We start from the raw sequence: 14,055 nt of genomic DNA, 5'->3' as shown, positions 1-14,055 counted from the left end.
AAGCGAATTTTTTAAGGGAGAGAATAAGATGAAATGGATATACTTTATTATTATTAACGTTATAGCATTTAGTATGATGGGGCTTGATAAGCGAAAAGCAAAGAAAAAGCAGTGGAGAACGCCAGAAAGTACGTTGTTTTTATCAGCTGCAGCTGGAGGAGCGGTTGGAGCTTGGATTGGTATGTATATGTTTCATCATAAGACACATAAAAGTAAATTTGTCTTCGGTATTCCAGTGCTCGTTATTATAACAGTAGGAGTGTTTTTATACATATAAAGGATTTGCAAGAGGAATGTCGAAAGAAATGCAGATTGAATATTGGTAAAGTAAGCATGTGAGACTTTATAATGAAGAAAAAAAGAGAAGAGGAGAAAAAGGAAGATGGGGAGTCAAACAGCAGAGCAAAAGCAGGGGATTATATATGCAGCAGGTGCGTATACGATGTGGGGAGTCCTTCCGATTTATTGGAAATGGGTGGAGGAAGTACCGGCAGATGAAATATTAGCGCATCGCATCGTTTGGGCATTTGTTTTTATGTTGTTAGTTTTAGGAGTAACGAAGAGGTTTCGTCAGTTTGGTGGGGAGTTAGTGGCCCTTTTTAAACGACCTAAATTATTAATGTCATTAACAATTGCTTCGGTACTTATTAGTGGAAACTGGTTTGTATACATATGGGCCGTAAATCATAACCATGTAATCGAAGCAAGTCTTGGGTATTATATTAATCCACTTATAAGTATTTTACTTGGTACAGTTGTTTTAAAAGAGAAGCTTAATTTTTGGCAATATGTTGCGGTTGGTTTAGCTGGATTGGGCGTTGTTATTTTAACGATACGTTTCGGATCAATTCCATGGGTTTCTCTTTCACTTGCTTTTTCATTTGGATTATATGGATTAACGAAAAAATTATTAAATTATGATGCAACAATTGGGCTTACGATGGAAACGATGTTAGTGACGCCATTTGCACTTATATATTTGTTTATGACAGGAGTTCATGGCTTTGGTTCGTTCGGTTCTATTTCGGCAATATCAACGTTTCTTTTAATAGGGGCAGGTATTGTTACAGCGTTACCACTCTTTTATTTTGCTAAAGGAGCACAACTTATTCCGCTCTATATGATAGGATTTTTACAATACATCGCGCCGACTATTAGTTTAATTTTAGGTGTGTTCGTTTTTGGTGAACATTTCACATCTACTCATATGATTGCGTTTTTCTGTATATGGATTGCTTTATTTGTCTTTTCAATGGCGAAAACAAAGTTTCTACTACAGAAGCAACCAAAATTTATTAAAAATAAATCAGCAAAAGTATCATAATGCGTAGTATTTTCTACGCATTTTTCTTTATACTTATATTATATAGAAATTCCATTATAGTCAGTGAGGAGCTGAAAAACATGGAAACAATTTTACATAATGATCCACTTATAGCAGCTATAATTTCTTGGTTTTTAGCACAGTTAACGAAAGTCGTTTTTAAATTAATAAAAACAGGCGAGTTTGATTTTGCTAAGTTCTTTGCTTCAGGTGGAATGCCAAGTTCGCATGCTTCGACTGTTACTGCACTTGCTACAGGTGTCGGAGTGGTGGAAGGTGTGGAGAGTCCAATATTTGCGGTTGCCGCTATTTTTGCCATTATTGTTATGTACGATGCTTCAGGAGTAAGGCTTGCGGTAAGTAAGCAAGCGAAAATATTGAATGATTTTTTTCATGGTAGACAAACAGAATATAAAAAGTTAAATGAGCTCGTTGGACATACACCGTATCAAGTTGTTGTTGGTGCACTATTAGGAATTGTTGTCGGGGTTGGGTATTGTTTGTAAGCAGAATGTGTGTAATGCACGTTCTGCTTTTCTTTGTTTTCATACATATTTAGATGAGTTTTCGAATATCGTATACGGACTTAGAAAGGGTGGGTGAGCGGTGTGCTACTATATGACAAAGTGCATGAGGAGATAGAGCGGAGAACGACTGCACTTCAAACGATGCAAAGGCAAGACGGAACGTGGCAATTTTGTTTTGAAGGAGCTTTGCTAACGGATTGTCACATGATTTTTTTACTCAAATTATTAGGGCGAAATGACGAAATAGAACCGTTTGTGAAAAGGTTAGTATCTCTTCAAACAAATGAAGGGACTTGGAAATTATACGAAGATGAAAAGGGAGGGAATTTATCCGCGACGATTCAAGCATATGCTGCTTTACTTGCTTCGGAAAAATATTCGAAAGAAGATATGAATATGAGGCGAGCTGAAATGTTTATTAAGGAACACGGGGGAGTTTCTCGTGCTCATTTTATGACGAAATTTTTATTAGCGATTCATGGAGAATATGAATTTCCTGCGCTTTTTCACTTTCCAACGCCAATCTTATTTTTACAAGATGACTCGCCCCTCAGTATATTTGGGCTAAGCAGCTCAGCGCGTATACATTTAATTCCGATGATGATTTGTATGAATAAGAGATTCCGTGTAGAGAAAAAGTTATTGCCAAATTTAAATCATATTGCAGGCGGGGGTGGGCAATGGTTTCGAGAGGAGCGGTCTCCGCTGATTCAATCGTTTTTAGGTGATGTGAAAAAGGTAATATCTTATCCATTATCGTTACATCATAAAGGATACGAAGAAGTAGAGCGCTTTATGAAGGAGCGTATAGATGAAAATGGAACATTATATAGTTACGCCAGTGCTACGTTTTATATGATTTATGCTTTGCTTGCATTAGGGCACTCTATTCAGTCTCCAATTATTGAGAAAGCTGTGACAGGATTAAAATCTTATATATGGAAGATGGACAGAGGAAGTCATTTGCAAAATTCTCCTTCTACCGTATGGGATACCGCTTTACTTAGCTATTCATTGCAAGAAGCTAAAGTTACAAATGAAAATAAGATGATTCAAAGGGCGACGGAGTATTTATTGCAAAAACAACAAACTAAAAAGGTAGATTGGAGCGTACATGCATCATCACTTGTAGCTGGCGGTTGGGGATTTTCAGATGTTAATACGACGATCCCTGATATAGACGATACTACAGCTGCCCTTAGAGCGTTAGCGCGAAGTAGAGGGAATGATAGAGTAGATGATGCGTGGGGAAGAGGTGTGGAATGGGTAAAAGGATTGCAAAACAATGATGGAGGCTGGGGAGCTTTTGAACGAGGGGTAACGAGCAAGTTACTATCGAATTTGCCGATTGAAAATGCGAGTGATATGATAACCGATCCGTCCACACCAGATATTACAGGTAGGGTGTTAGAATTATTCGGAACGTATGCACCGAATGAATTGCTTGAAGAGCAAAAAAAGAAAGCTATCAAATGGTTAATGGATGTACAGGAACAGAATGGATCATGGTATGGAAAATGGGGGATATGTTATATATATGGGACATGGGCAACGATGACAGGCTTACGTGCATTAGGAGTGCCTTCTACTCATCCATCATTGAAAAAAGCAGCTTCATGGCTCGAACATTTGCAGCATGAAGACGGAGGGTGGGGAGAATCCTGTCAAAGTAGTGTAGAGAAAAAATTTATTTCTTTACCTTTTAGTACGCCGTCACAAACAGCGTGGGCACTTGATGCACTCATTTCTTACTACGATCAAGAAACACCGATTATTCGAAAAGGAATTACATATTTGCTCGCGCAGTCTACTATGAATGAAAAATATCCTACTGGTACAGGGTTACCGGGGGGCTTTTATATTCGCTATCATAGTTATGGGCATATATATCCGTTACTTGCTTTAGCGCACTACGTAAAGAAATATAGAAAATAAACCGAGAGATACTCTCGGTTTATTTTGATGGGTAGTAGGTCCCTGTTGAAAAGAATAAGGAACGTTGTAGTTCCTTATTTTTCTGTTGATTGGCGTTTTTGACGTGCATCAGCGGCATTTGCACGTGCGTTTGCTTCTAAGTCATTGTGGTCAGCGAGTTCGCGAGCGAACTCAACATCAATGCCATCGGCAGCTTTGTTTCGATTTACATTCTTTTTTTTCATTCGACACAATCTCCTTGTGTTTTATGCGGCGTTGCAAAGTTAGTTTGACACAAATAGACTTTTTTATACAAAGAGGATTTGGAAAGCATAGAGCCGAAATATACAATATAACTAATAGAAATGGGGGATAGAGATGGAATTGTTGAATGGGAAAACAGCTGTTGTAACGGGTGCTGCGCAGGGGATTGGAAAAGAAATCGCACGAGTTTTTGCAAAACTAGGGGCCAAAGTATTAATTAGTGATGTAAATGAAGAGAAGCTACAAGAAACGACACGTGAATTATCAGATGAAGGGTATGATGTGAGTTTATATCGATGTGATGTGAGTAATCAAAATGAAGCGAAGTCGTTAATTGAATATGCGGTGCAAAAATTTGGTACATTACATATTTTAGTGAATAACGCTGGGATTACAAAAGATGCAATGTTACATAAGATGGAGAAGTCTGCTTGGGAACAAGTATTACAAGTGAACTTAACTGGCGTTTTTTATTGTATGCAGCCAGCACTTCTTTATATGAGACAACAACAGTATGGACGGATTATTAATATTTCTTCTATTAGTAGGGAAGGAAACATTGGACAAGCAAATTATGCGGCTACAAAAGCAGGGGTTGTAGGCTTAACAAAAACAGCAGCGAAAGAGGTTGGAAGTTTTGGTATTACGTGTAATGCGATTTGTCCAGGGTTTATGGATACTGATATGACAAAAACAATACCGGATAAAGTAAAAGAGAAAATGGTTGGAGCGATTCCAGTTGGAAGAATCGGAACGCCGGAAGATATTGCAAACGCAGCTGCCTTTTTAGCATCAGAGTATGCGTCTTACATTACAGGAGAGGTATTAAATGTGAGCGGTGGGTTGCAAGTGTAAATGAATACATAATGAAAAGAACCTGACCGAGTAGGTCAGGTTCTTTCTCGTTAATTTAAGTTAATCCAAACGCTCTTCACTTCTGTATAGTTGTTCAGCGCGTAAGATCCCATTTCGCGGCCAAGACCGGATTGTTTAAATCCTCCAAATGGAGATGCTGCATCAAAGACGTTATAACAGTTTACCCATACAGTACCAGCACGTACTTTACTTGCAACATAGTGTGCTGTTTTAACATTTTCTGTCCACACACCAGCCGCTAAGCCGAATTGTGATTTATTTGCACGTTCAATTACTTCATCAATATCGTTAAAAGGTATTGCAGAAATAACTGGACCGAAAATTTCTTCTTTTGCGATCGTCATTTCGTCATTTACGTCAGCGAATACTGTAGGAGAAACGAAGTAGCCTTGATCGAATGGATTACTTCCTCCACAAAGTACTTCAGCGCCTTCTTCAATCCCTTTTTCAATGTAGCTCATTACACGTTTTTGTTGTTCTTCGGAAACGAGAGGACCGATTGTTGTTTCAGGGTTAAGACCAGCGCCTTGATTTAGTTTTTTAGAATAGAGGACGAGATCAGCCATGACATTATCATACATTTTCTTTGGAATAAATAAGCGTGATCCAGCAGAGCATACTTGTCCTTGGTTAAACATAACACCAGAAAGTGCACCAGGAATCGCGCGAGATAAGTCGGCGTCTGGTAAAATAATGTTCGGTGATTTACCGCCAAGCTCTAAAGTAACACGTTTCAATGATTCAGATGCTTGTCGCATAATTTGTTTACCGACTGGAGTAGAACCAGTAAATGCAATTTTATCAACGAGTGGATGATTAACAAGTGCTTGTCCAGCTGATTCACCGAATCCAGGAACGATATTAATAACACCTTTCGGGAATCCAGCTTCTTCAATTAATTCAGCTAAGTATAGAGCGGATAGTGGAGTTTGTTCTGCAGGTTTTAAAACGATTGTACATCCTGTAGCAAGCGCAGCTCCCATTTTCCACATTGCCATAAGAAGTGGGAAGTTCCAAGGGATAATTTGACCGACGACACCAACAGCCTCATGGCGTGTATAGTTAAAGTAATCACCGGAAACAGGAATTGTTTGACCAACAATTTTCGTCGCCCAGCCAGCATAATAGCGCATATGCTCAATTGCAAGTGGTATGTCTGCCGCCATTGTTTCACGGATTGGCTTTCCGTTATCTAACGTTTCGAGCTGTGCCAGCTCTTCTTTATGCTCTTCCATTAAATCAGCGAGCTTGTACATAAGACGGCTGCGTTCAGCAGTGCTCATGCGTGACCAAGGACCTTCATCGAAAGCCATTCGAGCAGCTACCACAGCTTTATGAATGTCTTCGCGACCAGCTTCAGCAACGATAGCGAGTGTTTCACCAGTTGCTGGGTTAGGCGTTTTAAATGTTTTTCCGGAAGCGCTTTCAATGAACGCTCCGTTCACATATAGTTTCTTTGTGCCTTGAAGAAATTTCTCTACCTTTTCATGAAGATTTACAGCTAGTTGACTCATTGTATAACCCCCTTGAAAATATAATTTAAACGCAGTACGAGACGGCGTTTATTCCGAAATCAAGGATGTGGGAACTAGATGAAAAGCCTCTACTTAAAATCATAAATAAAAAATGCTGAAAATTCAAATTTCATTTTCGTTACAATTGTAAAAAATATGTAATGAAACATTGTATTCTATATAATTACAAAAAATCCTGCGCGTTTTTGTTTTCTAGTAGGAAAAACTAGAAAAACAGTGGTACAATTATACATCGTGAGAGGAGGGGGAAAATGAAGAATTATCATGATGATCCGCGCTTTCGAGTTGCCCATAGAGAAGCGTTAATTGGTCTTGGATTAGCTATTATTAATTTTATAATATGGTATGGATTTGCTTATGGGCTTGGAAGTAAGGATCCAAGTGAATATACATATGTATTAGGTTTTCCAGCATGGTTTTTTTATAGCTGTATCGTTGGATTTATCGTAATGGTTATTTTGCTTATTTTAGTTGTTCGTTTTTTATTTCAAGATATTTCACTCGATGAGGAAGAAAAAAGTGAGGAATGATAGATGAATTGGTATGTAATAATCCCAATGATAATTTCTTTTATCGTTGTGTTTTTAATTGGTGTATATGCATCAAGACGTGTACAAGCAACCGCTAATAATAAATTTTTACAAGAATATTTTCTTGGTGGGCGTGAACTTGGTGGCTTATTATTAGCTATGACGATGATTGCTACGTACGGTAGTGCAAGTAGCTTTATCGGCGGGCCTGGTATTGCTTACAATATGGGTCTTGGATGGGTGCTGTTATCAGCGATTCAAGTTGTAACAGGATATATCGTTTTAACGGTTATTGGTAAAAAGTTTGCTATTATCGCTAGAAAGATGGAAGCAATTACGCTTATTGATTATTTAAAGGGCAGATACAATAATAAATCGGTAGTTGTTCTTTCTGCGTTATGTATTATAATCTTTTTGTTCTCAGCAACAGTAGCCCAGTGGGTTGGCGGCGGACGATTAATTGAGTCGCTAACAGGACTTTCCTACACAACGGCACTATTTTTATTTACATTTTCTGTACTTGTGTATGTGTTAATTGGTGGATTTCGTGCAGTCGCTTTATCAGATACGTTATTAGGAATCATTATGTTAGTCGGAACAACAATCATTTTAATTGCTACTGTCATTGCTGGTGGCGGAGTTGAAAAGATTATGCAGGAACTTATTCAAATTAATCCGAATCTAATAACACCGTTCGGAGCGGATGGAAGTTTAACGAAATCATATGTCACATCATTTTGGATTTTAATTGGGATTGGTGTCGTTGGATTACCGCAAATTAGTGTGCGTGCTATGTCTTATAAAAATTCAAAAGCTATGCACCAAGCATTAATCATTGGAACGGTTGTCGTCGGTACAATTATGATTGGTATGCATTTAACAGGTGTGTTTGCAAGAGTAGTCCTTCCAGGCATAACGGTACCAGATAAAGTAATGCCGCTACTCGCAATGGAAGTGTTGCCACCTTGGTTAGCTGGAGTTTTCTTAGCTGCACCAATGGCAGCGATAATGTCTACTGTGAACTCATTATTATTACTTGTAAGTTCGTCAATTATTAAAGATATATATGTGAACTACATAAATAAAGATGCCGCGGATAGTACGATAAAGAAAGGTAGCCTATTGATTACTGGTATCGTAGGATTACTCGTATATGCTGCCGCTATTAAGCCACCAGACTTTTTAATTTGGTTAAATTTATTTTCTTTCGGTGGTTTAGAAGCAGCGTTCATTTGGCCGATTGTGTTAGGTTTATATTGGAAAAAAGGAAATGCAACTGGAGCTCTCGCATCTATTTTAGTTGGAGTAGGTTCCTATATGTTTATTCACCTTTGCTACCCTAATCCATTCGGTATACATACAGTTGTTTTCCCGATTTGCTTTGCATTTATCTCTTATATAATTGGTAGTATGGTTACGATGAAAAAAGTAGCATAAAAATATAGAAAAACGTAGGAACTTCTAATATGAAGTTCCTACGTTTTTTGTTTATACAAAATTTATCTTTTTCATTCTGTATTCCGTCATGTATTCATAAAGTAATAACAATTGATGGGATGGAGTTGAGGTCTATGAAAAAAATATTATTTTTAGGAGACCCAGGAATTGATGACTCTTTAGCAATTATGTATGGATTATTGCATCCTGATATTGAGATTGTTGGAGTAGTAACAGGATATGGGAATGTAACGCAGGAAAAGGCGACGAGTAATGCGGCGTATTTATTGCAAATGGCGGGCCGGGAAGATATACCTGTTATTAATGGAGCGAAAATTCCTTTATCTGGGGATTTTGTAACATATTATCCGGAAATTCATGGGGTAGACGGTTTGGGACCTATTAAGCCTCCTAAAACTTTTTCTCCCAATATTAAACCTTTTTGTGCATTTTTCGATATCATTGAAAAATATAAAGGAGAACTAATCATTGTTGATGCCGGCAGATCAACAACATTAGCGACGGCATTTATTTTAGAAAAACCAATGATGAAGTATGTGAAAGAATATTATATAATGGGCGGAGCTTTTTTAATGCCCGGAAATGTTACACCGGTCGCGGAAGCCAATTTTCATGGTGACCCAATTGCATCACAATTAGTTATGCAAAATGCGAAAAATGTGACATTAATACCGCTTAACGTTACATCAGAAGCGATTATTACACCGGAGATGGTGAAATACATTACGAAACATTCTAAAACGAATTTCAAGAAATTAATAGAACCGATTTTCGATTATTATTATAAAGCTTATAAAAATCTGAATCCTAAAATAACAGGGAGCCCAGTGCATGATGTAGTAACGATGATGGTAGCGGCAAATCCATCTCTTTTAGATTACGTGTATCGTCGTGTTGATGTAGATACGGTTGGAGTTGCGAAAGGGGAAAGTATCGCTGATTTTCGCCCGCAACCTGAAGCAAAAGCGTTGAAAAATTGGGTTAAAATTGGCTGGTCTTTACATTATAAAAAGTTTCTAGAGGATTTTGTGAAAATTATGACGTAGACATAATAGTAGCATACAAGTTAAAATAATGGAGATGATTGTTTAAATAATCATCTCCATTATTTTGTTTTTAAGAGATAAATAGAGAAGAGTTACACAATAGGAGAGGAATTTTACTTGAAAAAAACTATAGTATGCGCAGTGATTGTGGGTATTTTTGTTTTGCTGATATCAGGTAACTTTTTAGTGAAAAAAGTGTGGAGTTCAAATAATGATGATGCGCAGTACATAGCATCCTTTATTGAAGAACATAAAGATGAAAAGAATAGTGCACTTTTAATAAAAAGAAATGATAAAGTCGTGTATTCTGTAAATCCGGATGTTGTATTGCCAGTTGCTAGTACGATGAAGTTAATTGTGGCGCTTGAATATACGAAACAAGTTACAGAGGGGAAAATCGATCCGTCTAGTTTCGTTTCAATTAATGATGTGAATCGTTATTATGTGCCGGGTACAGATGGTGGTGCACAAGATAGATGGCAAAATTATTTGCAAAAAAAAGAAAAGATAACTGAAGGAGCGGTTTCTTTAGAAGAAGTTGCAAAAGGAATGGTTAAGTTTAGTTCTAATGCAAATACTGAATATTTAATGGAGGTATTAGGATTAGACAATATTAATCGGAATTTACAAAGTTTAGCACTTCCTGCACATCAACCGCTATTTCCGATTGTTTCATCTTTATACATTCCGGGATATTTGCATAAAGAATTACATGTTCCAAAATATAAAATAGAGAAAAAGTTAAAAGAAATGTCTCAAGAGCAATATCGTGAATATGCTATGATTATTCATGAACGCTTAAAAAAGAAGGGGCCATTATTACAGAAGGAAATTCCTCTGTATTTAGAGGAACGTTACGACAAAATTTGGTCGGATAGATTGCCGGCTGCTTCCGCTAACGATTATATGGTACTGCTTCAAAAGGCAAATCATCAAGGTGGTCTTACAGAAGCGGAAGAAAAAGTGTGGGCGAATATCGTTGAAACAGATATGAGCGCAAAGAAATATCGTAAAACATTCAGACATGCTGGACAAAAGAATGGTTATACACCATGGACGGTAACAAAAGCAGTTTATGCAATGGATAAACGCGGAAACTGTACAGAAATTGTTTTCTTGGCAAATAATTTAAATGAAGATGACAGTGCTGAAATACGTAAACATTTAGCAAATCTACACTTTCAAGTGTTGCAAAGTGATAAGTATGATGCGACTTTTATTAAATAAACTCGGTGCTATGAGCGCCGAGTTTATTTTTATGTACAAGCACTTTTTCACCATCCTTGGGTATGATGGGTAGTAACACTTAGGCGAAAGGGGAAAAGGTGATGAAACAGAGTAAAGAAGAGTTTATTAAGAATGAAGGCGCTGATTTCCCTGGGAAAACATATGTAGATTGTGTATTACAGCACGTATTTAATTTTCAGCGTAATTATTTATTAAAAGATATGTTTCAAGTGCATAGGGCACATATTACTATGTTAACTGAAGAGAAGTTAATGAAAAGAGAAGAAGCGAAAGTTATATTAATCGCACTTAAAAAAGTAGAGGGGATTCCAAAGGAGAAGTTGCTATATACAGAGCAACATGAAGATCTTTTTTTCTTAGTTGAACATTTGCTTTCTCAAGAAGCAAAGTGTGAATTTGTAAGTAATATGCATATCGGTAGAAGTAGAAATGATATGGGTGTAACGATGTATCGCATGAGTTTACGGCAATTTGTATTGCGGTTAATGGAACATCATTTATTGCTGCAAGAAAGTATGCTGGAGCTCGCCGGTGAACATATGGAAACAATTATGCCGGCGTATACACATACACAACCGGCGCAGCCGACAACATTTGGTCATTATATTTTGGCAATTTATGATACGATGCAACGAGATTTAGAAAGAATGAAAAAAGCGTATCATCTTTTAAATCATTCTCCAATGGGGGCAGCTGCGCTTTCTACAACAAGCTTCCCAATTAAGAGAAAACGAGTGGCACAGTTACTTGGGTTTACAAATGTAATTGAGAACTCATATGATGCTGTTGCTGGAGCAGATTATTTATTAGAAGTTAGCTCGTTACTAATGGTTATTATGACGAATACGAGTAGATGGATTCATGATTTTTTACTATTAGCGACGAAAGAATATGATGGGATTACTGTAGCGAAGCCATATGTGCAAATAAGTAGTATTATGCCGCAAAAACGAAATCCTGTTTCAATAGAACATGCCCGTGCTATTACGAGTAGTGCTTTAGGGGAAGCATTTACTGTATTTCAAATGATTCATAATACACCATTTGGCGATATTGTCGATACGGAGGATGACTTGCAGCCGTATTTATATAAAGGAATCGAAAAGGCGATTCGTGTTTTTTGTATGATGAACGCAGTTATTCGAACGATGAAAGTAGAAGAGGAAACGTTAAAAAGTCGTTCATATAAACAAGCGATTACGATTACAGATTTCGCAGATGTTTTAACGAAAAACTATGAAATACCATTTCGGCATGCACATCATGCAGCAAGTGCGATTGCGAATATGTCATTGGAGCAGAAAAAGGAGTTACATGAATTAAATTTCAAAGAGATAAATGTATACTTACAAGAAAATTTGAAAGTAAATTTATTAGAAGAAGAGTGGAAAGAAATTATATCACCAGAAGCTTTTATTCAAAAAAGAAATGTATATGGTGGACCGAGTAAAAAAGAGATTGAGCGTATGATTAAAAATCGAAAAGAGTCATTTCAAAAAGAAGAAGAGGTATTTAAAAAGGAAAAACAAAGAATTTTACAAGCTGAAAATGATTTGAATACGTTAGCTTCGAACATTATTAAATCGTAAAAGAAGGATTTAATGAATTAATCGCCAATACTTAATGAAACTATAAATAGAGAGAAGAGATTGTCGATGATTCAACTACATGTATATGAAGAGATTCTTAATTTTACAGAAGAGGTTAAACCATTTTTAGAGAAGAATGAGCAGGAAAATAATCTCATATTAGGTGTATTACAAATGGTCCAAGAACCGATATTTATAGGAGTAGCAAAACAAGAGGAAGAAATTGCAGCTGTATTTCTTCAAACAGAAGAAAAGAAACAAATAATTGTTGCTACGTCTGAGATTTCGGCAGTAGCTATTAAGGAACTTGCAAAAGAGTTAACGAAAGTATATCCACATATTCCTGGATTGATTGGTAATAAAAAAATCGTACAGAAATTAGCGGAAGAGATTGCAGTGTTAGAGAATAAGAAAACTAATGTTGCAATGGAGCAAGGTATATATGAATTAAAACAAGTAAAGAAAAAGTGGAACGGAGATGGAATCTTTCGAGAAGTAAGTAGTGATGAGCTAACATTAATAGAGCAGTGGATATATCAATTTTGCGAAGATGTGAAGCTTCCTACTACGAAAGAAGAAGCGAAACAAACTGCTCATACATTAATTACTAATCGTTGTCTATTTGTTTTAGAAGTAGACGGGAAGATTGTTTCTGTAGCTGCAAAAACGAGACCGACTACAAACAATATAACAGTTAATTTTGTATATACACCGAAAGAAGCTCGGAAAAAAGGGTACGCATCTAGTTGTGTCGCTGCACTTAGTCAACGTATGTTAGATGAAGGCTACAAAACAACGACATTATATACGGACCTGGCAAATCCGACATCAAATAAAATTTATCAAGAAATTGGTTATGAGAAGATTATGGAGTCTGTACTTATATTTTTAGAGAAATAGAATGAAAAGGCACGCTATTATAGCGTGCCTCTTTGTTATTCATCAATTCGAATTACTTCACCCTGCGGGAAATTCTCAGTTTCTAGTAAGTTACGAATAGCTTTCGCAACATATTCAGGTGACAGCAGCTTTCCTTCTTCTTTTAATGCGGTGAATCGATCTAAGTTAATAAAGTCTTCCTTATTTGTTTCACGAATTTGTGCTTGCATATTTGTATCAACAACACCGGGTGCGAAAGCGACAGTTTTTACAGGATATTCTTTCTCCACTTCTTCAGTAGCTACGCACTGTGTAAACATATTTACACCGGCTTTCGTTGTACAATAAGCTCCCCATCCGAAATAAGGATTTTTTCCTGCTCCAGATGAAATATTTATAATGCGTTTTTCTACTTTCCAGTCTTTCGTATGTTTCATGAAAGTGGAAGTAAGAATCATTGGTGCGATTAAATTAATATGAACGTTCGTAATGAATTGTTCACTTTCTGACTTTTCAATAGGTTTCATTGGTGCAAGTGTTCCTGCATTATTAATTAAATGAATCGATGAGACATTGTCTTTTTGAATAGATGAAAAGACTTCGTTAAAATGAGTTTCTAAATTATGTACATCTTGAAGATCTATGGAATGGAAAATATAATTGCTGTCGTTTTGCTCTGCGAGTTTTGCAAGCTGTTTATTTTCTCTCCTAGAAATAGAGATAACGGTTGTATTTTCTTCTAACAATTGCACGGCGATTGCCTCACCTAAACCTTGTGAAGTTCCTGTTACGATAACGTAGCGCATAGTATAGTAAACTCCTCTCCATATATGTGGAATTTTGTTGGACAACGTACATTATATAG

The 14,055-nt window shown here is 36.8% G+C and carries 14 protein-coding genes; 11 read left to right on the top strand and 3 right to left on the bottom strand.

All coding sequences use genetic code 11. The annotated features are described in order from the left end of the window. The first annotated feature begins 28 nt into the window (after positions 1 to 28). From AC1DS7_RS20410 to AC1DS7_RS20395, 4 genes are all read left to right on the top strand, one after another. Positions 29 to 277, top strand: coding sequence for a DUF1294 domain-containing protein (locus AC1DS7_RS20410; protein ID WP_000871335.1), 249 nt, complete (start codon positions 29 to 31; stop codon positions 275 to 277). Positions 278 to 382: 105 nt separating this feature from the next. Further along, positions 383 to 1,324, top strand: coding sequence for an EamA family transporter RarD (gene rarD / locus AC1DS7_RS20405; protein ID WP_002014350.1), 942 nt, complete (start codon positions 383 to 385; stop codon positions 1,322 to 1,324). Positions 1,325 to 1,404: 80 nt separating this feature from the next. Continuing rightward, positions 1,405 to 1,830 carry a divergent PAP2 family protein gene (locus AC1DS7_RS20400; protein WP_000447809.1) on the top strand — a complete coding sequence of 142 codons (426 nt, stop codon included), beginning with the start codon at positions 1,405 to 1,407 and terminating at the stop codon, positions 1,828 to 1,830. A gap of 102 nt (positions 1,831 to 1,932) precedes the next feature. Further along, positions 1,933 to 3,786, top strand: a complete 1,854-nt coding sequence (locus tag AC1DS7_RS20395; protein ID WP_016100858.1) for a terpene cyclase/mutase family protein — start codon at positions 1,933 to 1,935, stop codon at positions 3,784 to 3,786. A 74-nt stretch (positions 3,787 to 3,860) separates the two neighbouring features. Here AC1DS7_RS20395 and AC1DS7_RS20390 read toward each other — a convergent pair whose 3' ends face one another. Then, on the bottom strand, positions 3,861 to 4,010 hold the full coding sequence (locus AC1DS7_RS20390) for a YfhD family protein (RefSeq protein ID WP_002066466.1): 150 nt from the start codon (positions 4,008 to 4,010) through the stop codon (positions 3,861 to 3,863). Positions 4,011 to 4,143: 133 nt separating this feature from the next. Here AC1DS7_RS20390 and fabG point away from each other — a divergent pair, with 133 nt between their 5' ends. Beyond that, positions 4,144 to 4,884, top strand: coding sequence for a 3-oxoacyl-ACP reductase FabG (fabG, locus tag AC1DS7_RS20385; RefSeq protein ID WP_002014354.1), 741 nt, complete (start codon positions 4,144 to 4,146; stop codon positions 4,882 to 4,884). A gap of 50 nt (positions 4,885 to 4,934) precedes the next feature. On the opposite strand, the gene dhaS is transcribed toward fabG, so the two are convergent. Beyond that, entirely contained in the window at positions 4,935 to 6,419 is a 1,485-nt protein-coding gene (dhaS, locus tag AC1DS7_RS20380; protein ID WP_002014355.1) for an aldehyde dehydrogenase DhaS, read from the bottom strand. A gap of 272 nt (positions 6,420 to 6,691) precedes the next feature. On the opposite strand from dhaS, the gene AC1DS7_RS20375 reads away from it, so the two are divergent. The 6 genes from AC1DS7_RS20375 (at position 6,692) to AC1DS7_RS20350 (ending at position 13,211) form a co-directional block, all read left to right on the top strand. Beyond that, positions 6,692 to 6,970: a YhdT family protein gene (locus tag AC1DS7_RS20375; RefSeq protein WP_002014357.1), complete on the top strand. Its 279-nt coding sequence runs from the start codon at positions 6,692 to 6,694 to the stop codon at positions 6,968 to 6,970. A 3-nt stretch (positions 6,971 to 6,973) separates the two neighbouring features. Then, positions 6,974 to 8,407 (top strand): sodium/pantothenate symporter, encoded by a 1,434-nt coding sequence (gene panF, locus AC1DS7_RS20370; RefSeq protein ID WP_078203402.1) that lies wholly within the window; start codon positions 6,974 to 6,976, stop codon positions 8,405 to 8,407. Positions 8,408 to 8,541: 134 nt separating this feature from the next. After that, on the top strand, positions 8,542 to 9,474 hold the full coding sequence (locus AC1DS7_RS20365; protein ID WP_033708028.1) for a nucleoside hydrolase: 933 nt from the start codon (positions 8,542 to 8,544) through the stop codon (positions 9,472 to 9,474). 117 nt (positions 9,475 to 9,591) lie between these two features. Further along, positions 9,592 to 10,701: a serine hydrolase gene (locus AC1DS7_RS20360; RefSeq protein ID WP_002128464.1), complete on the top strand. Its 1,110-nt coding sequence runs from the start codon at positions 9,592 to 9,594 to the stop codon at positions 10,699 to 10,701. Positions 10,702 to 10,802: 101 nt separating this feature from the next. Further along, complete coding sequence (gene argH, locus AC1DS7_RS20355; RefSeq protein WP_476999171.1) at positions 10,803 to 12,311, top strand: argininosuccinate lyase; 1,509 nt, start codon at positions 10,803 to 10,805, stop codon at positions 12,309 to 12,311. Positions 12,312 to 12,377: 66 nt separating this feature from the next. Beyond that, entirely contained in the window at positions 12,378 to 13,211 is an 834-nt protein-coding gene (locus tag AC1DS7_RS20350) for a GNAT family N-acetyltransferase (RefSeq protein WP_197236425.1), read from the top strand. A gap of 35 nt (positions 13,212 to 13,246) precedes the next feature. On the opposite strand, the gene AC1DS7_RS20345 is transcribed toward AC1DS7_RS20350, so the two are convergent. Further along, the gene (locus AC1DS7_RS20345) at positions 13,247 to 13,996 is read right to left on the bottom strand and encodes a (S)-benzoin forming benzil reductase (protein WP_002128461.1); all 750 of its coding nucleotides are present in this window, start codon (positions 13,994 to 13,996) and stop codon (positions 13,247 to 13,249) included. Between the last annotated feature and the right edge of the window lie 59 nt (positions 13,997 to 14,055).

Source organism: Bacillus sp. P4_E1 (assembly GCF_056401715.1).
This window is presented reverse-complemented; position numbering and strand designations above follow the sequence as displayed.

Excerpts from the sequence above, each read along its gene's own strand:
- AC1DS7_RS20410 (WP_000871335.1), top strand. The coding sequence starts at position 29 with ATGAAATGGATATACTTTATTATTATTAACGTTATAGCATTTAGTATG.
- rarD (WP_002014350.1), top strand. The coding sequence starts at position 383 with ATGGGGAGTCAAACAGCAGAGCAAAAGCAGGGGATTATATATGCAGCA.
- AC1DS7_RS20400 (WP_000447809.1), top strand. The coding sequence starts at position 1,405 with ATGGAAACAATTTTACATAATGATCCACTTATAGCAGCTATAATTTCT.
- AC1DS7_RS20390 (WP_002066466.1), bottom strand. The coding sequence starts at position 4,010 with ATGAAAAAAAAGAATGTAAATCGAAACAAAGCTGCCGATGGCATTGAT.
- fabG (WP_002014354.1), top strand. The coding sequence starts at position 4,144 with ATGGAATTGTTGAATGGGAAAACAGCTGTTGTAACGGGTGCTGCGCAG.
- dhaS (WP_002014355.1), bottom strand. The coding sequence starts at position 6,419 with ATGAGTCAACTAGCTGTAAATCTTCATGAAAAGGTAGAGAAATTTCTT.
- AC1DS7_RS20375 (WP_002014357.1), top strand. The coding sequence starts at position 6,692 with ATGAAGAATTATCATGATGATCCGCGCTTTCGAGTTGCCCATAGAGAA.
- panF (WP_078203402.1), top strand. The coding sequence starts at position 6,974 with ATGAATTGGTATGTAATAATCCCAATGATAATTTCTTTTATCGTTGTG.
- AC1DS7_RS20365 (WP_033708028.1), top strand. The coding sequence starts at position 8,542 with ATGAAAAAAATATTATTTTTAGGAGACCCAGGAATTGATGACTCTTTA.
- argH (WP_476999171.1), top strand. The coding sequence starts at position 10,803 with ATGAAACAGAGTAAAGAAGAGTTTATTAAGAATGAAGGCGCTGATTTC.
- AC1DS7_RS20350 (WP_197236425.1), top strand. The coding sequence starts at position 12,378 with ATGATTCAACTACATGTATATGAAGAGATTCTTAATTTTACAGAAGAG.
- AC1DS7_RS20345 (WP_002128461.1), bottom strand. The coding sequence starts at position 13,996 with ATGCGCTACGTTATCGTAACAGGAACTTCACAAGGTTTAGGTGAGGCA.